The sequence below is a fragment of the Methylibium sp. T29 genome (assembly GCF_000576205.1).
Classification (GTDB): Bacteria; Pseudomonadota; Gammaproteobacteria; order Burkholderiales; family Burkholderiaceae_C; genus Methylibium; species Methylibium petroleiphilum.
The window spans coordinates 11,957-29,974 of record NZ_AZND01000004.1; the positions used below are offsets into that span (position 1 = coordinate 11,957).

General features: G+C 66.2%; 17 protein-coding genes. 8 read left to right on the plus strand and 9 right to left on the minus strand.

Annotated features, from left to right (window positions below):
- Positions 1 to 6: 6 nt before the first annotated feature.
- The 6 genes from x551_RS26735 to x551_RS01345 all read right to left on the minus strand — a co-directional run bounded on the left by x551_RS26735 (position 7) and on the right by x551_RS01345 (position 7,762).
- Positions 7 to 375, minus strand: coding sequence for an efflux RND transporter periplasmic adaptor subunit (locus x551_RS26735; RefSeq protein ID WP_253950266.1), 369 nt, complete (start codon positions 373 to 375; stop codon positions 7 to 9).
- Positions 372 to 1,667 (minus strand): TolC family protein, encoded by a 1,296-nt coding sequence (locus tag x551_RS01335; RefSeq protein WP_081771162.1) that lies wholly within the window; start codon positions 1,665 to 1,667, stop codon positions 372 to 374. Before x551_RS01335 ends, x551_RS26735 begins: the two co-directional genes overlap by 4 nt.
- Before the next feature lie 73 nt (positions 1,668 to 1,740).
- Entirely contained in the window at positions 1,741 to 2,136 is a 396-nt protein-coding gene (gene czcI, locus x551_RS23145; RefSeq protein ID WP_051495471.1) for a cation efflux protein, CzcI family, read from the minus strand.
- A gap of 176 nt (positions 2,137 to 2,312) precedes the next feature.
- A complete protein-coding gene (locus x551_RS24905) occupies positions 2,313 to 2,594 on the minus strand; it encodes a hypothetical protein (protein ID WP_152543358.1) in 282 nt (93 codons plus the stop codon).
- A gap of 390 nt (positions 2,595 to 2,984) precedes the next feature.
- A complete protein-coding gene (locus x551_RS26740) occupies positions 2,985 to 3,398 on the minus strand; it encodes a hypothetical protein (RefSeq protein ID WP_253950267.1) in 414 nt (137 codons plus the stop codon).
- Positions 3,395 to 7,762 carry a DEAD/DEAH box helicase family protein gene (locus tag x551_RS01345; RefSeq protein WP_051511775.1) on the minus strand — a complete coding sequence of 1,456 codons (4,368 nt, stop codon included), beginning with the start codon at positions 7,760 to 7,762 and terminating at the stop codon, positions 3,395 to 3,397. Before x551_RS01345 ends, x551_RS26740 begins: the two co-directional genes overlap by 4 nt.
- Before the next feature lie 760 nt (positions 7,763 to 8,522).
- Here x551_RS01345 and x551_RS01350 point away from each other — a divergent pair.
- Together x551_RS01350 and x551_RS01355 are read left to right on the plus strand one after the other, a co-directional pair.
- On the plus strand, positions 8,523 to 9,569 hold the full coding sequence (locus x551_RS01350; protein ID WP_253950268.1) for a hypothetical protein: 1,047 nt from the start codon (positions 8,523 to 8,525) through the stop codon (positions 9,567 to 9,569).
- Positions 9,484 to 10,707, plus strand: coding sequence for a DUF1173 family protein (locus tag x551_RS01355; protein ID WP_036229014.1), 1,224 nt, complete (start codon positions 9,484 to 9,486; stop codon positions 10,705 to 10,707). The genes x551_RS01350 and x551_RS01355 overlap by 86 nt, the downstream gene beginning before the upstream one ends.
- On the opposite strand, the gene merR is transcribed toward x551_RS01355, so the two are convergent.
- On the minus strand, positions 10,686 to 11,084 hold the full coding sequence (gene merR / locus x551_RS01360; RefSeq protein ID WP_036229016.1) for an Hg(II)-responsive transcriptional regulator: 399 nt from the start codon (positions 11,082 to 11,084) through the stop codon (positions 10,686 to 10,688). The genes x551_RS01355 and merR overlap by 22 nt on opposite strands.
- A gap of 49 nt (positions 11,085 to 11,133) precedes the next feature.
- Between merR and x551_RS01365 the strand changes: the two genes are divergently transcribed.
- From x551_RS01365 to x551_RS01380, 5 genes are all read left to right on the plus strand, one after another.
- Positions 11,134 to 11,505, plus strand: a complete 372-nt coding sequence (locus tag x551_RS01365) for a mercuric transporter MerT family protein (protein WP_051511778.1) — start codon at positions 11,134 to 11,136, stop codon at positions 11,503 to 11,505.
- 43 nt (positions 11,506 to 11,548) lie between these two features.
- The gene (locus x551_RS01370) at positions 11,549 to 11,797 is read left to right on the plus strand and encodes a cation transporter (RefSeq protein ID WP_253950269.1); all 249 of its coding nucleotides are present in this window, start codon (positions 11,549 to 11,551) and stop codon (positions 11,795 to 11,797) included.
- The gene (locus x551_RS26745; protein ID WP_081771163.1) at positions 11,794 to 12,006 is read left to right on the plus strand and encodes a GDCCVxC domain-containing (seleno)protein; all 213 of its coding nucleotides are present in this window, start codon (positions 11,794 to 11,796) and stop codon (positions 12,004 to 12,006) included. The genes x551_RS01370 and x551_RS26745 overlap by 4 nt, the downstream gene beginning before the upstream one ends.
- Before the next feature lie 134 nt (positions 12,007 to 12,140).
- Positions 12,141 to 13,478: a hypothetical protein gene (locus x551_RS01375; RefSeq protein WP_253950270.1), complete on the plus strand. Its 1,338-nt coding sequence runs from the start codon at positions 12,141 to 12,143 to the stop codon at positions 13,476 to 13,478.
- Positions 13,453 to 14,733 carry a DNA repair exonuclease gene (locus tag x551_RS01380; protein ID WP_051495473.1) on the plus strand — a complete coding sequence of 427 codons (1,281 nt, stop codon included), beginning with the start codon at positions 13,453 to 13,455 and terminating at the stop codon, positions 14,731 to 14,733. The genes x551_RS01375 and x551_RS01380 overlap by 26 nt, the downstream gene beginning before the upstream one ends.
- A 96-nt stretch (positions 14,734 to 14,829) precedes the next feature.
- Here x551_RS01380 and x551_RS23155 read toward each other — a convergent pair whose 3' ends face one another.
- Positions 14,830 to 16,299: a DUF6035 family protein gene (locus x551_RS23155; RefSeq protein ID WP_051495474.1), complete on the minus strand. Its 1,470-nt coding sequence runs from the start codon at positions 16,297 to 16,299 to the stop codon at positions 14,830 to 14,832.
- A 450-nt stretch (positions 16,300 to 16,749) separates the two neighbouring features.
- Positions 16,750 to 16,902 (minus strand): hypothetical protein, encoded by a 153-nt coding sequence (locus tag x551_RS26325; RefSeq protein ID WP_216701291.1) that lies wholly within the window; start codon positions 16,900 to 16,902, stop codon positions 16,750 to 16,752.
- A gap of 372 nt (positions 16,903 to 17,274) precedes the next feature.
- Between x551_RS26325 and x551_RS01395 the strand changes: the two genes are divergently transcribed.
- Complete coding sequence (locus tag x551_RS01395) at positions 17,275 to 18,012, plus strand: hypothetical protein (RefSeq protein WP_036229025.1); 738 nt, start codon at positions 17,275 to 17,277, stop codon at positions 18,010 to 18,012.
- The last annotated feature ends 6 nt before the right edge of the window (positions 18,013 to 18,018 follow it).

An 18,018-nucleotide genomic window follows, 5' to 3' on the forward strand; every position in this document is an offset into this window, starting at 1 on the left:
CGGCTTTTACGGCGTCGCGAGATTCACTGCGACCGAAATGATCCGACCCTCCACGCGAGGTGCCACGCGCGCAATGCGGTCCTGATTCGGCCGGATGGTGGCGGTGACGGTGATCGAGTCGGCAAAGGCCAGCGACGCCAGCGTCTCCACCTTGACGCCCGCCCGTTGCGCTTCTTCCGCCGACAACTTCAGCCCACCGCCTTCTTTTGCTTCTTCCTTCTTGGGCTCTCCCTTCTCTCCCGCGGCAGCAGAGGAAGCGGCCTTGCCTGTCGCCGCAGTCTCGCCTTTGCCACAGGCCGACAGGCCCAATGCCAGAGCCACTGCCCCGGCGATGGCTGCTAGGCGCAGCCGAGATTGCTGATCAGGCGTGCTCATCGTGAAGTTCCTTCTTGCGACCAGCCGGCCGCGTTTTCAAGTTCGATTCGGGTGGCGTGGTACTCCGCCAGTGCGTCGCCCAGTTCACGCTCGGCGTCGAGCGTCTGGCGGTTGATGACCAGTTGCTCCAGCAGGCCGATCTGGCCGGCCTGGCGCGACTTGGCGGCCAGTTGCTGGTTGTCGGCCGACGCCGGCAGCAAGGTGCGCTGAAGGCGTTGCACCCGCTCGCGCTGGCTGCCGAGCCGGCTCCACAGGCGCCTGACCTGGGCTTCCTGGTCGCGGATGACCACCGCGCGCTCGACTTCCGATGTCGTCACGTCGCTGAGCGCCTGGCCGATGCCGGCCTGGTTGCGCTTGAACAGCGGCAGCGGCATCGACAAGGTCAGCATGGTGACGCGGTCGCGTGCGTTGCCCGGCCCTTCGCGGCCGACGTTGACGCCCACCGTCAGGTCGGGCAAGCGGCTGGCTCGCTCCACGCCCAGCCGGGCGCGTGCCGCGTTTTCGCGGGCAGACAGCGCACGCAACCGCGGCAGGGCCTGCGCGGCGGTGACGAGCTGGTCCAGGCTGTAAGGCAGGCCTGTGCCCAGTTCGGTGGCCAGTTCACCGGCCACCGCGGGCACAGCCGAAGGCGGCAGCTGCAGGGCAGCAGCCAGTTCGCTGCGGGCGTCAAGCCACTGCTCGCGGGCGACGGCCAGCGCATTGCGCGCGCGCTCAGCTTCTACCAGTGCCACGTTGGCGTCGAGCCGCGTGTCCTCACCGGCAGTACGCCGCTTCGCGATGGCCTGGGCCGTGCTGTCGAAGAGGTCCACCGACCGTTGTTCGATCTGGATGCGGCGCTGAATGGCGAGCACGGCGTGGAAGCGCAGGGCGGCGTCACTGCGCGCCTGGCGCCGCGCGTCTTCGATCTCGGCCTGCAGCGCATCCAGCGCAGCGGCCGCAGCTTCGCGGCGCCGGGCCTGCTGGCCACCGATCTCGATGGGCTGGGCGATGCCGACAGACCACCCGTTGCTGCGCTCGTCGGGCGGTGGCGTGATGCGGGTCTGCGTCCTGCGGCGCTCGAGGCTCAGCTCGGGGTTGTTAGCCAGGAGGGTCGACGCCTGCTGCCGCGCGCCTTCGGCAGCGGCCAGTTGGGCCTCGCGCAGCTTGACGGCGGGACTGGCCAATTCGGCCTGTCGCAGCGCCTCGGCGAGTGTCAGTGCAGAGGGTGAGGCCGGCAGCTGTGCGCTGGCAAGGCCATGGGCGGCGGCCAACAGGCAAGCCGTGCAGGCTGCCACCAAAACGGGAAATCGCATCGAATCATCCTTCTGGTCTCACGACAGAAGCGATTCGGAGGCGACGTGGGGGTGTCGTCAGTCAGTCCATGAGTCAGACCACCACGCCGCTGCCGGATCGCGCGGCAGGAGCGGAGACGACTCGATCAGGACGTTGTGGGACGGACGGTACGTACGATGTGTAGCGTGGTTCTCGACAACCCGGAGCGCGGGCCTGGGGCAGCGCATGAATCCCGGGGGCGTTGGCTTGCACGGCCGCGGAGCACCCGAGGTGGCAACTCTCGCAATCGGCGTGGTAGGCGCCCACGGCATCACCCTGGTTGTCCGCGGCCGGTGTGACCTCGCCGCCGGCCTGGTGCTTGTGCTCGTGATGGCCGAAGTGCTTCTTCGCCAGGACGCTGGCTTCATGCGCGCAGTACGGCGCCGCCGAGCCCCAGACGAACTGGAACGGCACGACAAGCAGCAGGAACGCGAACACCCAACGACGCATGACCCGGATTCTAGACTGACAATTTTGGTTGCGGCCCGCAAGACATGCGGTGCGAGCCTTGGCTGATCGCGATTCCCGCCGGAAAGGGCTATCAACGCTACTCCAAGTCGCCTCGAGGCCGCGCCATCCTGATCGAGGGCTATCGACGGAGTCGTGCGGCTGTGAGCAATCCCGGCTCAAAGCCGCGTGGCACGTGCCATCGGTACCCCGGTCAGCATACGGCCCGAGGTTGAGGCTTGTCCGGACGGCTTGGACGCATCGAGACGCGCGGCAATCGCCATCGGCACCCCGGACAGTTTTGCAGGCGTCACCGAGACTTCTGGCAACGAGCGGGCATCGAGTCGCTTGGCAAGGCTCATCGAGACGCCAGTGAGCGGTGTGTCCGACGGCGTAGCCGCCGCGTAAGTTTGAGTGCTCGCAAGAGAGGCGATGGCCAGGACGATCGAGGACGGGTTCATGGGGTGCGGTCTTTCAGCATGGCGCGGCAGCAGGCAAGAAGGCAGGTCAGCCCCGCGCCGGGTTGAGGAGCTCACTTAATCTACGCACCGGCAATCAACAGAAATCTGTCCAGAAGATGACAGGGCGGTCATGTTTCGCGTCAGTGCTGCAGCAGGCGTGGCGCGACCCCTCCAACCTTTTGCGGCACATCGGGGCTGGCGCGCTACGATATTTGCCGAGCGCGGGTTTCCCGGGCTCGCCTGCTTTTCCTCCCTGAGCAGGAGCGTGGTCGCGATGACAGCGGCCAGGCTTCGCGCCTCGGCTTCAGGGCCGGGGCGTTTTCTTTGGCGCACCGAGTGGGGCGTACCAGAGAGAGCCCCACAGCCTTTCGGCCGTGGGGGTGAAGTCAGTCACGCTGCTTCGCGCAGTTCTTCAGTATCGACTTTGGCCGTGCCGGCCTCGTCTTTATCGAGGTCGAGCTGGCTGAGCAGCTGGCGCTGCCTGGTCAGCAGATCCAGTAGTCGGGCTTCGTGCTCGAACGGGCGCTCGAGTTCGAGGCGGATGTCGTCCAGTCGCTTGCGCCTGATCTCCAACTGGGCCTGGCCCGCGGCGTGCTGCTTTGGAATCGACGCCAGCAGATCGACCAGCGCCGCAACGAGTGCCGGGCCGGTCTGGTACGGCGTCGCCTCATACACGCACGCGCCTGACAGGTACAGGCTCGGCACCTCGTCGCCGCGTGCCGTCTTGACGCCCAGCTCGAAACCGCCGAAGCGGCCGACAAGCTGTTCGATCTCGCGGCCCCCTGAACGGACTTCGTCCTTCATTGCCTTGACGATGCCCCGTAGGGCCTCGCCCACGGCATCGGGCCCGACGATCCTTCGGTCGCCGACTTCCATGCACATGCCCTGAAGCGTCTGTGGCTCGATGCGCGCCATGTCCTCGGCGTACAGCGCAAGCTTGCGTTGCTGCGCTCGATCATCATCGGCAGCCGGCTCACCTCGCTTTCGTTGGCATAGCGCTGGTTGCGCCACACCGAGAACAGCGTTGAGAGCCTGGCCACTTCCGCGTCCACGCCGGCCTTTTCGATGACCAGCGGGTTGCCCGAGGCCAGCGCCTTCACTTCGGCGTACGACAGCGCCGCCAGTTCCACGTCCTCCAGCGACCGGATGCCCTTGTCGCCCTTCATCACCTGGGCGATGAAACGCGCCTTGGTCTCCAAGGTCTGCCACATGTAGCTGTCGAAGCTGCCTTCGGTGACGTAGCGGAAGATCTCCACGTCCTCGCACTCGTTGCCCTGGCGCAGGATTCTTCCCTCGCGTTGCTCGACATCGCAAGGGCGCCAGGGTGCATCGAGGTGATGCAGGGCGCACAGGCGAGTCTGCACGTTGGTACCGATGCCCATCTTGGCCGTGGACCCGAGCAGCACGCGAACCCGTCCCTCGCGCACCGCCTTGAACAACGTTGCCTTCTGGGTGTCGGTCTCCGCGTCGTGCACGAACGCGATCTCTTTCTCCGGGACGCCTGCTTCGACTAGCCGCGCCCGCAAGTCGTCGTACACGCTGAAGACGTGGCCTTGCTTGGGCGACGACATGTCGCAGAACACCAACTGCGCACCGCGGAATGCGGCACTGCGCTCGCGGATCGCCAGCACCTCGCGCAGGCAGGCGGCGACCTTGCCGTTCTCGTCGAAGCCCGTCTGTGGTGCCACCAGCCGGAAGTCCAGCGCCGCCTTGCGGCCGTCGGTGGTGATGGCCAGCATGTTGTCGTCCTGCGGCTTCACGTGGCCGCTGCGGATCGCCTCGGCGCGCTGCACCAGCGTCTGCACAAAGGCCTTCAGCGCCTTGCTGGCCGGGCAGGCCACGATGCGAGGCTTGCCGCCCCTGAGCTTGGGTACCGGCAGGTTCAACATCTCGGCAGTGCGGATGTCGGCCACTTCGCCGAACACCGCCATCAACTCCGGCACGTTGATGAAACGCGCGAACCGGGTGTGCATGCGGTAGCCGCTGCCGTCCGGTGCGATCTCCAGCGCCGTGACGTTTTCGCCAAAGGTGGCGGCCCAGGCGTCGAACTGCTGCAGCCCGAGTTCCTCCAGCCGTCGCGGCTGCAGGTAACGCATCATGGTGTGGATCTCGGCCATGGTGTTGGCCACCGGCGTCGCCGTCGAGAACACCACGCCGCGTTGCGCCGGTCCTTTCGAATCCGCGTGAACCTGCATCGTGTAGCGCGTCTTCAGGTACAGATCGAAGGCACGCTCCGAGTTGCTCATCGGCAGACCCGCCACGCGGGTCATCTTCGTGAACCGGTACAGGTTCTTGTGCAGGTGGGCTTCGTCGACGAACAGGCAGTCGATGCCCAGTTGCTCCCAGGTCAGCAGGTCGTCCTTCTTCTTGTCGGCCAGCAGTTTCTCCAGCCGCACCGCCCAGTTCTTCTTCATGGCCTCGAGTTGCTTGACGATCCGGTTGCCCCGGTCGTTGCTCCTCTCGGCCCTCACCGCCATCTCGATTTCCATGATGATGTCCTTGATGAATTTCTCCGTGAATTGCGGTGACACCTTGATGCGCTCGAAGCTCGAATGCGTGATGACGACCGCGTCCCAATCTCCCGTCGCGATGCGCGACACCAGTTCCCGTCGGCGGTCGCCTTCGAGGTCTTCCTTGCCGGCCATCAGCACCGCCGCGTTTGGATAGAGCCGCACGAACTCGGCCGTGTACTGCGCCAACATGTGGTTGGGCACCACATGGCAGGGCTTGTTGACGAAGCCCAGCCGGCGCAACTCCATGCCCGCTGCCACGCACACCGCCGTCTTGCCGGCACCCACGACGTGGAACAGCCCCGTGTTGCCGGACTGCACGACACGCCAGATGGCGTCCTTCTGGTGCGGGTGCAGCTCGAAGCAGCGGGAGAACCCCGGCAGCTTCAGGTGCGCACCATCGAACTGCCGCTGCCGGGTGGCGTTGAACAGATCGTTGTAGATGCGGCAGAGCTTCTCTCTCCGCGTCGCATCGTCGAAGGCCCAGAGCGCGAACCGTTCTTTGATCAGGCCCAGCTTCTCGCGTGCGGCCAGGGTCTCGTCGGGATTGACGATGTACTTGTCGGTCTCCGGGTCGCGGTCGCGCACCGTCGGCACCTGCACGTTCAGCGCGCACTGCACCAGCTCGATCGCGTTCATGCGCGAGGTGCCGAACTCCTGCGTCACCTTGACGTTCTGGCGCGCGTCCCAGTCGCGGTAGCGCACCGACCAGGCGCCAGCTTGCGCCGAGTAGCCCACTTCGCAATCCTTCAGCTCCAGAACCTCCTGGACGAAGGTCTCGACCTCAACCGCCGGGATCCACACCGCCCCGAGCCGTGGCTCGATGGCGGCCGGCAGCAGGTCTTCCGGCTGCACCTGTTCCAGCGCCTCGATGTTGCGGCGGCATGCCGCACCCGACAGCAGCGCCTGCTTCAACTTCTCCTTGACGTTGCCCGACAAGTACTCGTCGGCCGTCTTCCACCGGCTGTCAGCCGGGTCCAAGAACACCTGACCGGCTTCGGCCAGCGCGTCCAGCACCGCCTGTTCCGGCGCCGACAGCAGCCGCGCCATGTAGGCCGGATCGACCCGCCCGCGCCACTGCATCGACGCGGCCAGCGCCTCGGTGGGTTCGCCCGCGACCGTCGGTTCGACCACGCGCGCCAGGGTGCGCCGCGTGAACAAGGCCGCCTTGCTGGCCCGGTCCGACTCTTCGTCGTAGTGCTCCAGCGACAGCAGCAGCGGATAGTCCGGGTCGCGCCGGAAGGCCAGCGCGTTGGCCCGTGTGGACAGGCAGCCGTGCCTTGCGACAAAGCGGTCGTAGCTGCCGTTGAGCAGCACCCTCAGGTGGGCGACCTGGCTGGCGCTGTCGTCCCTCAGCTGGGCATTGAGCAGTGCCCGGGCCTGGTCGCGGATGGCACACAGGCCGACGATCCGCGCACGCTGCGTGCCGTTGAGCTGGTCATGCACGTCAACCATTTCGGCACCCTCGGCGCGATGCACCCGCCCATGGTGAAGGCGGTAGCTGCCGGGCTTGGCGCCGCCGGTGGGTGGCACCGTCGTGCGCTCCACGCTCTTGTCGGCGACCGCCGCGCGGTACACGTCTGTCGGCAGTAGGCTGATTCGCTCCGTGAGGGCGGCGGCGAGGTCGCCTTCGAACACGGCCGTCGCTACGGCCTCGTAGCCATTGCTCTCGGTCCGGATGCTGCCGATGCAGAACTCCGGGTGTTGCGCATACCAGGCATTGATCTGCAGGTACCGCTCGTGGCAGTGCGGATGGCGCAGGGCATCCGGCACGATGGACAGCTTCAGCCACTCGCCGCCGACCGCTTCCCCGGGCTCCCGCTTGCGCAGGAACAGGATGTCGGTCTGCACGCCTGTGGACGCGATGTCGGCAAAGGTGCCCTGGGGCAACCGGATGGCGCCCAGCAGGTGGGCCTGCGCGCCGATGTACTGGCGAGCAGCGTCGTCCATGGCATCCATCGTGTAGCTGGTGGTGATGAAACACACCAGCCCGCCGGGCCGCACCAAGTCCAGCGCGCGGCCGAAGAAGTAGTTGTGGATGCTGAAGCGGGCGTAGGCCCGGTTGCTCAGGTCGGCGACCTTGTACTTGCCGAAGGGCACGTTGCCGATCACGATGTCGAACCAGTTGTCCGGCAGCGGTGCTTTCTCGAACGGCGCGATGCGTACATCGACGCCGCCGGGCGCATAGAGCGCGGTCAGTACTCTTCCCGACAGCCGGTCGATCTCGATGGCCGTCACCTGGCTGCTCACGGCCATTGCGCGGGGCATGGCACCGATGAAGTGGCCGATGCCGGCGGCGGGCTCAAGGATGCGCCCGCCGGTGAGGCCGAAACGTTCGATGGCTTGCCACATCGCCTCGATCACGTGGATCGGGGTGTAGTGGCTGTTGTTCACCGAGGCCCGGGCCGACTCGTATTCGTCGTCGCTCAGCAGGCCGCGCAGCTGCTCGGCGCGCCGGGCCCAGGCCTTGTCGTCGCCTTCGCGGTTGAAGCTGGCCGGCAGGCCGCCCCAGCCGGTGTAGCGCACGAGCCGGCTGCGCTCGGCCGTGAAGGGTGCTCTGTCATGGCATTCGACATGCCGCAGCGTGGCAATGGCATCCACGTTCGCATCGAACTTGGCCACGGCGCCACCCAGCTTGTCGAGGTCGGCTTGTCTCAATGCCGGCCACAGGGTGCGTGGTGCGGATTCGGTGACGACCCCGCGACGCGCCAGGAGGTGTGGTGCGAGGTGTTGTTTGCTGTCTCCGTCAGCTCGTCGCGGGGCTCCGCCGACGGGTCGGCGGCCTGCGCTTGGGTCTCAAGGCATGAAGCAAGTGGCTCGGTGGCGTCCAAGGGCTCGGGGTCGAACCCGGGCAGCCACAGGGAAGGCGCGGTGAAGCGGGCCATGGGCGTGTTCTCCAGATGAATGGGAGAGACACGCCCATCCCCGGCGGGGAGGCGTGCTCCCCGTGGGTGGGTTGGCAGGATGGGGTCGCGCTCGACCCGGGGCCAGGCGTCAAGCGACGCCCGGCGACTGGCTCAGTTCAGGGCAGGGCCCCGATGTTTTGGTGATGCGCGTTGCCGCGCAGCGAGGAAGGCGGGTAACGACCGCGACGCCTGAACGGATTCAGGGGCGCCCGGATGGGCGCGCTTTGGCCGGAGCCAAGATGCCCTGGCAGTGTGCGCGGGGCTGTCCGCGCGAGCGGGTTGCGCATCGACTCGCCATGCAAAAGCGCTCGCGTGTCGGCTCCGTTGACGATGGCAACCGCGAGCCTGTCTGCCTGCGCAGCGGCCGGGCCACTTGTTCGTGAGTGAAGGCCGCCGCGCCGATCCCGAAACCCCGTGCCTTTGCCGGCGATTGTTCCTGGCGACACCAACACTGGCGGCCGAACATGTCTGCATCGCAGCCGCGGAGAACCGCAGTGTGTGGAGGGCAGCTCATGCCAGCCGATCAAGAGCCCGAGCGCGGCAACGAGAGCGCAGCGCAAGCCATCGAGATGTTGAAGGCCGTGGTCGATGGCGCCACCTACGACGCGGTGGCCGCACGCTTCGGCGTCACGCGCACGGCGGTGGAACGCCGCATCAAGGCCGTCGCCGTCCGCCTGAGCAAGACGGTCGGCATCGAGGGTCTCAACACCGAGGGCGTGGCCTTCGTGCAGCGCTTGCGCCAGCACCGCGAATCGATCCTGGTGGCGCTGGCCGGCTTCGAGCCGCTGGCGCCGTTCGGCCCGCGCCAGCACCGGGTTGTCTCGAGCGAAGAGATCACGCAGGCTGCGCTGCGGATCAAGGCGCGCAGTGCGCGGCCCTGGCACGACCAGTCGCTGTTCTACATGCTGTTCGCGACCGGCGCGCGTCCCTTGGAAATCGCCCGGCTCGAGGTGCGCGACTACCTCGGGCCGGACGGCAGCGTGCGCCGCGTATCCGAACTGCGCGCCGAGGCCGCGATCACCGGCAAGTCGCGCCCGCTGTACTTCACCAGCACCCGGCTGGACGATGCACTTGCGGCCTACTTGCGCGAGCGCATCGAGCAGGGCCTGGGCATCGCGGAGAGCGGCGACTACCGAGCCTGGATCCGCGGAGCTGCCTGTTCCTGTCGCCGGCCGGACTCGGCTTCGCCATCAACCGTATGGCGAAGAAGGGCAGCGCCGCTACCTGTGCCGTCCGATCCTGGAGGCTTATCGCAAGCTTTTTCGCCATGCCGACCTGCGCGACGTGACGCCGCTGTCGGCGCGGCACACCGTCGCGGCCCGGTTGTACGAACGCGGCGCGGACGAAGAGCAGGTGGGCCTGCTGCTGGGCATCAACGGCCGCAGCGCGGTGCGCGAACTGTTCCCGAAGCATCGGCCGGCGATGTCGGACCTGGTGCGCGAACTGGTGTGACACGCCGGGGGCGCGACGACGGTGGACATCCAACGTTTCTCCATCCTGGGGCGCGTGTGGAACGCGGACGACGCGCAGCTGCAGCAGGCGCTGGCCCGCGTCCATGACACGCCGGAACGGCCACGTTGTCTGTGCGTGCCTGGCGGCGTGGAGATGTACGTGGCGCGCCACCGGCAGTTCCTGGTCAAGCGCATGCCGGACACGGGCAGCCACCATCACCCAAGCTGCCCGTCGTACGAACCTGAGGCGCGGGAGTCGGGGCTGGGCGAACTGATCGGCGAAGCGGTGCTCGAGACCGCCGTGGGCTGCGTTGACCTGCGCGTGGATTTTCCGTGGACACGCACCACCGGGCGTGGCGCCACCCGCGGCGAAAGCGACGCCGAGGCCGAAGTCGGCGTGGCCCGCCGCCGTATGAGCCTGCGGGCGCTGATGCACTTCCTGTTCGAGCGCGCCGGCTTCAACCGCTGGAGCCCGGCGATGGCGGGCAAGCGCAACCAGGGCGTGCTGCACAAGTACCTGCTGGAGGCCGCGGAGGATGTGTCGGTGAAGGGCGTTGCCTTGACAGAGCGGCTGTACGTGCCCGAACCCTTCAGCGAGGCGACCAAGGCCGATGCCGCACAGCGCCGCCGCGAGAAGCTGGTCGTGCTGCGGCCCCACGACGGCCACAGCCCGCTGGCATTGGTGCTGGGCGAGTTCAAGGGCAGCGACGCGGCGGTGGGCGGCTGCAGGGTCTGGGTCAAGCACATGCCCGATGCGCCGCTGCTGATTGCCGGCAAGACCTGGGCCCGGATCGAAAAGGTGTTCGCGCCGATGTTCGAAGCCAGGGACGCGGACACCGGCCACCGGGTGCGCCTGATGCTCGCAGCCCTGGTGCGGGCGCGGCGCGAGTACACCTACGAGATCGACGCCGCCAGCCTGATGATGACCACCGAACACTGGATCCCCATCGACGCCATCCACGAGCTGCCGCTGGTGCATGCCCTGGTGGAGCGGGGGCGGCGCTTTGCAAAGCCACTGCGCTACGACGCCGCGACGAGCGGCGCGTTTCCGAACGCGCTCTTGCTGGACATGGGGCCGAAGCCCGTGCCCCTGCACGTCGTCAGCGCCTTCATGGCGCCGAAGGCGCGCGTGGACAAGGAGCAGGCGATTTCGCGGGCTGGGGGAGCGGGATGGGTGTGGGCGACCGACCAGCCCATGCCGGCGCTGCCGGTCCCTACAGGACCTCAATCGGTTGCCAGGGCGTGAATGATCGGGCAGGCGCCGCTGCTGTCCACCGAGTCGCACGCGCGCATCAGCTTGGACAGTGCCTTGCGCATGGCTGTCAGATCGGCGAGCTTGCTCTCGATCAGGTGCAGCTTCCGAGCCGCCAGTTCGCGTGTTTCGCTGCAGGCGCCGGCTTCGTCAAGGTCAAGCAGACCGACGATCTCGTCCAGAGTGAAACCCAGCACCTGCGCACGCTTGATGAACCGCACGCGCTTCACCAGCTGGGGCGGGTAGTGACGCTGGCCGTTGGCCGGCCTGGGGGGTTCCGCCAGCAGCCCGCGCCGCTGGTAGTAGCGAATCGTCTCCACGTTCACACCGGCTTGGTCGGCCAGCCGCCCTATCGTCATCTCGGACACCATGCCGCACCCCTTGACTCCGTACCACGGTACGGACTCTAGACTGCCTGCAATGCAACAAGGTTCGAAGGGTGTTGATGCTTCGTTGAACGTCAAGGGTTCGCTCGTCGCCGGCGTGTTGGCTGCCATCGGCGCGTCGGTCTGCTGCGTCGGGCCGCTGGTGTTGTTGACGCTGGGCATCGGCGGGGCCTGGGTGTCCAGCCTGACGGCGCTGGAGCCGGTGCGCCCCTTCTTCATGGCCGTCACGCTGCTCTTCATCGGCCTGGCGTTCCGGCGGCTCTACTTGGTTCCGCAGGTTTGCGTGCAAGGCACGCCCTGTGCCGATCCGCGAACGGTCAGCCGGCAGCGTCTGATCTTCTGGCTTGTCACTGTCGCGATCGTCGCCCTCCTGGCGGTGCCGCTCGCTGCCCCCTTGTTCTACTGAAAGGACCGTCATGCGCAAAAGTTTCTCCGTCCTCGCGATGTTGATGCCCCTGGCCACCCTGGCCGCGACACCGCAGACCGCCGTCCTCGACGTGCAGAACATGACCTGCGCGGTGTGTCCGATCACCGTCAAGAAGTCACTGGTGCAGGTGCCTGGCGTGTCCGGCGCCAAGGTGGACTTCGACAAGAAGACCGTGACGGTGACGTTCGATGCGGACAAGGCCACGACGGCGGTGCTGGTCAAGGCGACCACCGACGCGGGTTTCCGTCCACGCCGCGGAAGTGATCGATGAGCGAGGTGCTGCTTGACTCCGACTTGACGTGCCCCGAATGCGGCCACGTCAAGCGCGAAACCATGCCGACGGACGCTTGTCAGTTCTTCTATGAGTGCGAGAACTGCAAAGCACTGCTTCGGCCGAAGGCTGGTGACTGCTGCGTCTTTTGCTCCTACGGATCGGAGAAGTGCCCGCCAGTCCAAATGCAGGCGCCTTGCTGTGGATGACGTTGCAGCGGCCTGACGGCTCTGCGCGGCGCGGTTCGCTGGAAAGGGGTATGGAGCCATGAGACGGGGTTGACGGGCCCGGCCTGCGCGAGAGCATGGAAGCGACAGATTCGCCAACCATGAGGAGCGCAGAGATGACGCAATCCATCGTCAGCCACCGCGGCAGCGACGCGGTGCCAGCCACCGTGCTTGGGCAAGGCCCGGCCCGCATTCCGACCGGCGGGAAGATCCGCGCCGGCACCAAGACGCTCAGCCGTACCGCCGCCGAGAACCCGCAGGCACGTGCCATCTACGAGCAGGGCGTTGCGGCGGGCCAATCGTTCGACCAGATCGAGCAAGCCCTGGTCACAGCCCTGCCGCGGATCAAGACGCCGCTGGTGCCGAAGAACGTGCCGTGGTTCACCGTGCGCGGGCAGGACTTCTCGAACCCGGAGATCGCGCAGCAGATCCTTCGTGCCTTCGGCGAAGACCGTGGCGACGGCCATCGGCTCTATCGCTTTCCGGTGGTGTTTCCGTCGGACCACTGGCAGGTGGTGATGCCGCACGAACTGGCGGCCTGGGGCGCGAGCGAAAAGCGCTACTGGTCGGAGTATTCCCCGGATGGGCGGGTGCGCCATTGCAAGACCCACGCACCGGTGCCCTTCGACGACAGCGGCAAGCGGGTCATCCGCGTCTTCGGCGGGCGCAAGACGGTGGCACGCGACGCCAACGGCGGCATCTGCGACCCCGAAGCCTGCCCCGAGTACCAGCAGCGGCAATGCAATCTCAGCGGGCGCTTCCTGTTCTTCATTCCCGGCATCCGGTCGATCAGCGCGTTCGAGTTGCACACGCGCAGCTTCTACGCGATGAACGCGGCGATCCAGAAGTTCGAGACCATCGGCTTCCTGCGTGGCGGGCGCATCTCGGGCTTCCTGGACAGCCAGCGCACCCCGTTCTACCTGAGCAAGAAGCTGGTCGAGGTGGCGCACATCGACGAACAGGGCCGGCCGGCCCGGGTGCCGCAGTGGATCATCGAACTCGAAGCGCCGGTGGACGTGACCGCGTTGTTGCGGGACCGCGATGACGACGAGGCCGCGCTCGTGCAAGCCCAGCTGGCGACGCAGATTCTCAGCGGGCCGACCGTGCTGGCGGCCGAGGGCGACAGGGTTGCCGCGCCGGGCGAACCGCAGGACAGCGCGGCACCAACCTCCGCGCACGCTGGACCACGGCCGCAGGCGCGCGACGGGCGCCCCTCACTGGAAGACCTGTTGTCTCGGGCACTGGCGTGCGGCATCGACCGGCAGCGTTACACCGCCTATGCCAACCTTCGATGGGGCCCGGCTGGAAGATCAACCCGCAGGGGCGGGCGCGGGCCTGGGATGAACTGGAGCGCTACCGCAACGACCCCGCGGGCTATCTCGACAAGATCGAAAGCGAATTGCAGGCCGTGGCCGCGGGGAGAACGGCATGATCCGCATCGCACACTGTTCTGATCTGCACTACGGGCCGAAGAATCTGGCCGAGGCCGACCGCTGCTTCGGCGCGGCGGTGGACCGAGCCATCGCGCTGGGCGCCCAGGTGGCGGTGCTGTCGGGCGACGCCACCGACCACGCCCTCGACCTGCACTCGCCGTCGGCGGAGCGTCTGGCCCGGCAGGTGCGGCGGCTGGCCGACCATTGCCCGGTGCTGATGCTGCAGGGCACGTTCTCGCACGAGCCACCCGGCACCTTGGGCCTGTTCCGGCTGCTGGGCGGGCGCTATCCGGTGCATGTGGCGGACCGCATCGCGCAGGTCGGCCTGATGGGTGATGGCCGGTGGGTGGTGTCGGACGGCTGGCGCTTCGACGAAGTGCCAGCGGGCGTGCAAGCCTTGTTCTCGTGCGTGCCCACCGTCAACAAGGCCATGGTCGCCGCCACCATGGGGGCGAGTGCGGCGGCCGAAGCCACCGGCGAGCAACTTGCGGCGCTGCTGGCCGGCTTCGCGCCAGGGCACCGCGCCGCTCGCAGGCAGGGCGTGCCGACCATCGGTGTGTCGCATGGCACCGTGTTCGGCTGCCTCAGCGAGCACGGCGTGCCGATGGCCGGCTTCGACCACGAATTCACCACCGGGGCGCTGTTCGCGTCCGAGGCACAGGCTTTCATGCTCGGGCACATCCACCGGCATCAGGCGTGGCAGCGCGTTGGAACGGCAGGGCACCAGTGCGTGGCCTACGCCGGGTCCATCGGGCGCTTTCACTACGGCGAGGAAGGTGAGAAGGGCTTCCTGATGTGGGAGGTCGATGCAGACGGGGCGCGCTTTGACCAGGTGCCTACGCCCGCGCGGCGGACGGTCGATATCGTGTTCGAAGGCAAGCCGGATATTGACGCACTGCGCACAGCCATTGCGCAGCAAGACATCGCCGGCGCGCATGTTCGTGTGCGGTGGACGGTGGCGGACGAGGACCGGCACGAAGTGGACCGTGCGCTGATCGAGCGCGAACTCGGGCGCGCCGCCGAGGTCAAGCTGGAGGGCCGCATCGTGCCCGTGGTGCGCACCCGTGCCGCCGGCATCTCGCGCGCGTCCAGTCTGGCCGACAAGGTGCGGCAGTGGGCACAGGTGACCGACGCGAAGCCAGGGCCGTTGCTGGCGTGCCTCGCGCGACTGGATTCGGAGACAGGAGAGGTGATCGCCGAGCGAATCTTGCGCGGAGCGATGCCGAATCGACTGGAAGGTGCGCTTCCAAGAGCCGTCGACACGGCGGTTGCGTGAGTGGTGGTCTATTCCGTTCTCCCTGCCGCGCTCAGTGGGCAACCTCCGGTGTTGCCATCTGAGTAGCTGGCGGGTCGCCTCTCTCTTGCTTGTCAGTCAATGGCCATCGCTCTCGCCATCGCCATCGCCGTCGCTCATCAGGTCCGTCCCGAACGGTCCAGACAACTGCTCCTCAAGCTCCGGAAACAGCAGCCCGATCGCCTCGTCGAAAGACGTGTCTCGTCGGTAGGCGGTCTCCCCGCTTTCCAGCGACCGCTTGACTTCTCGTGCGTAGTCGACGAGCCAGCGTCGATGCTTCTCGCTGACTGTCGGTCGGTACGTTTTGTATGCCCAGAGGTGAAGCACGGCGTACGCATGTTTGCCCACATGGCTGCCTGTGCGCAAGCCAGCCTCGATGACCTGAAAGGCTGACAGCTTGGGGTTGTAGCCAACAGGCTCACCAGCCTGGATCGACATCAGTACCGCAAGCACTCCGTGATACCCAAAGAACCGCGACTCGCGCAGTCCCTCGAAGCCTGGATGCCACGCTGTGTTCTCTTCCAGGTCATCGACGATTTCCAACAGCGCCTTTCGCTCTTCGTCTCCGTGATCACTCGCGAAGAAGCGCCTCGCTGCGACCCGGTAAGCGTCAACGCCAGCCTGCCAACGGCGCTCCTCATCCGCTCGGCTCGCTTCGATTCGAGCGTTCTCGATCTCCTTGCGTCGCGCTTCGTAGTCGAAGAAGTACGGTCTGTACGTATCGGCAGGGAATATGACCTCGTGCAGACCGACAGGCAGCGCCTCCCAGGTATCTCGCCACGAATGGTTATCCCTCAGACTCGGAAGCTGGCGGAAGCCACTGAAGGTAAGTGCTGAGCGAGCTATCGTGTCTTCTCGTGCCTGAGCATCGAGCACGAACAGGTTTCTTCTGTTGAAGAACGCCTCATCTGTCACGGCCGCGCGGCTGCTGTCGAATCTCGCGAACACCCAGATCACGAACGTCTTCTCCCGGCGATAGAAGGCATCGCGTGCAATGACATCCGACAGGAAGGTATAGGACAGCTGGATCTCGAAGACCAGCGGCACCTCTCGATAGGTGCACCTGACATCCGGCCTGCGCCATTCGCCCTTGACCACTTCGCTGAAGGTCGTCTTCTCGAGACGGACATCTTGAACCTGCGGGTCTTGCCGAAGCCAGCGGGCGATGTAGTCCTTCATCTCCCGATGTTGTTGGCCCTCTTGCTGCCCGCGGTAGACCAGAGCCTTGATCTGCTCTGGCGCCAGGCGGCGACCTTCGAACCACGGACATTCGTCAGCCTTACCGTCGTGAACGAACCACCGGTTCTGAGTGCCTGTGATGCGACGGGACAGGTACAGCGGGCACTTACAAATGGCGCAGCGGAAGCGCTCGGCGGCGCGACCCTTGCGTCTGTCCACCCGAGCCTGCATGGCCTCCCTTCGCAGCGCCGTGAACTCGACTTCTGGCAACGTCAGGAGTGCCTCGGCCGCAACCAGCTCGCTGGTGTGGCAGTCGATGGCCAGCCTGACCGTCTGCTGTAAACCAGATCCAGATGCGGAGCCGTACATCGCGTCATTGCGTCCGGGGTTGCCCGGCACTCCTCCCGTGAGCTACCATTCTCGTCGGCTGCGCCAGCCTGCCGTGCACCCGCGCTCTGCGGAAGGTAAACCAGGGCCTCTAAGTTTCGCCGCTTGGTACCTCGTGAACTGGGCGCGGCAAGGTGCACACCGCAATGCCCATTTCTTCCGAGGTATTGCATGAACTCTTCCGATCTCCAACGCTTCCCTGGTAGCCGCTGGGACGATATGTGCCTGCGACTCGAGCATCTTCTTGGCGACGTCCGAACTTCCCTGGGTCCTCAATGGCATGAGAAAGCAGAGGCCCTGTTCACAGAGGCCGACTTCGTAGTCGCAGATGCAGTTCTGCGATCGCCCAAGTCCCCCGACTGGTTCTTGATTCGGTATGCCCCCGCGGGCCACCGCTTGGATGGGGAGGGAGACGGTCTGGTCTGCGCCCCCTCATAGTCCGAAGTATTGGCTGTCTTGCTCGGCGCGTGTGAGAGCAACCGATGCATGCCCAGCCGTGTTGTGTACGTCGAAGACCAGCGCACCTTGCGACTCTATGTCGGCGAGGATCTTCTGGCCACGGCTGCGCCGCTCCTGGTAGAACATGTGCGCCCAGCACTTCGCCAACGGGCACAGAGCACTATCTGCGGACTCCGAAAGTCAGGCGATCCCCGCGCTGAGCTGTTCAAGCGGATTCGCAAGTGGCCGGGCATGTCAACCGTAGTTGAGGGTGAACACCAGGACCCGCACGAGATGCAGCAGTTCCGCGAGCGAATGGCTCACCACCCGATCCCTCGGGAGTGGCTCTTGTCGGCGCGTTTGTTGTGCATTGCCTGCGGCAAGACAGATCCCAGCACCGCTGAGACCCAGGCTGTGGCCGCTGCGGCCTTCGGTGCCCAGAGTTGGAACCACCTCGCTGCTCCACTCGGTGACCTGAGCGCCCGCCTCTTGTAACCCTGGTACCTGTGCAAGGACGACGTGGCATGCGCTTTCCACGCCGACGCGATTGATGACGTCGCTGACTTGCTGGCAAGTGCGCCGCGTGCATGGATCGCAGACTGGGCCGGCGTCGCTCTCGAAAGCAAGTACAGCTTCACCGCGCTCGATTACATGCCGACGTATACGCTCAGCGAGCACTTGCAGGGTTCAACGGCCGCGCGCATCGACGCTCGGCAGATCGCTGCCTATCCGGTGATCCGGGCGCAGAGTCCCGCGAGCGCCGCAGTTGAACGAGTGGGCGGCCTCACGACACGCCGGTCCGAGGATATCGCGGCGCTCTTTGGTATCGGGTTGCCGGTGGATGTCAAGGTCCGGATGCTCGATGAGCGTTCACAGGAGATATTGATCGTTCAGGACGGGCAATGGCGCTTCACGCGAACAGGTGACCCAATGGACAAGAGCACCTCGCTGTGGGTTCATCGCCTTGGCTACGACGGCAACAGCGTGTGGTCCGCAGCAGTTCCGACTTACAAGGGCTTGCTGCAGACGCACCGCGAAACTGGGTTTTACGTCTTCTGTGCCGACTACGACGGAGCTCATCCCGTCGCGGTCATCGATGGGTTGAGCCCATTGGCGGCCGCTCAGGTTCGGGCGAACCTGCCCGACACAACAGATGGCCGCATGGAGTTCCGAGAGGAGGACCGGCGCCCTCGCGACCTGGACGATTTCCGGAAGCTGCTCGAGCGAGCTCTGTCTAGGCGTTCGACGACCAGCTGATCGATC

Bases quoted from the DNA above. Each gene is read 5' to 3' on its own strand.
- x551_RS26735 (WP_253950266.1), bottom strand. From the start codon at position 375: ATGAGCACGCCTGATCAGCAATCTCGGCTGCGCCTAGCAGCCATCGCC.
- x551_RS01335 (WP_081771162.1), bottom strand. From the start codon at position 1,667: ATGCGATTTCCCGTTTTGGTGGCAGCCTGCACGGCTTGCCTGTTGGCC.
- czcI (WP_051495471.1), bottom strand. From the start codon at position 2,136: ATGCGTCGTTGGGTGTTCGCGTTCCTGCTGCTTGTCGTGCCGTTCCAG.
- x551_RS24905 (WP_152543358.1), bottom strand. From the start codon at position 2,594: ATGAACCCGTCCTCGATCGTCCTGGCCATCGCCTCTCTTGCGAGCACT.
- x551_RS26740 (WP_253950267.1), bottom strand. From the start codon at position 3,398: ATGAAGGACGAAGTCCGTTCAGGGGGCCGCGAGATCGAACAGCTTGTC.
- x551_RS01350 (WP_253950268.1), top strand. From the start codon at position 8,523: ATGCCAGCCGATCAAGAGCCCGAGCGCGGCAACGAGAGCGCAGCGCAA.
- merR (WP_036229016.1), bottom strand. From the start codon at position 11,084: ATGGTGTCCGAGATGACGATAGGGCGGCTGGCCGACCAAGCCGGTGTG.
- x551_RS01365 (WP_051511778.1), top strand. From the start codon at position 11,134: ATGCAACAAGGTTCGAAGGGTGTTGATGCTTCGTTGAACGTCAAGGGT.
- x551_RS01370 (WP_253950269.1), top strand. From the start codon at position 11,549: ATGCCCCTGGCCACCCTGGCCGCGACACCGCAGACCGCCGTCCTCGAC.
- x551_RS26745 (WP_081771163.1), top strand. From the start codon at position 11,794: ATGAGCGAGGTGCTGCTTGACTCCGACTTGACGTGCCCCGAATGCGGC.
- x551_RS01375 (WP_253950270.1), top strand. From the start codon at position 12,141: ATGACGCAATCCATCGTCAGCCACCGCGGCAGCGACGCGGTGCCAGCC.
- x551_RS01380 (WP_051495473.1), top strand. From the start codon at position 13,453: ATGATCCGCATCGCACACTGTTCTGATCTGCACTACGGGCCGAAGAAT.
- x551_RS23155 (WP_051495474.1), bottom strand. From the start codon at position 16,299: ATGTACGGCTCCGCATCTGGATCTGGTTTACAGCAGACGGTCAGGCTG.
- x551_RS26325 (WP_216701291.1), bottom strand. From the start codon at position 16,902: ATGTTCTACCAGGAGCGGCGCAGCCGTGGCCAGAAGATCCTCGCCGAC.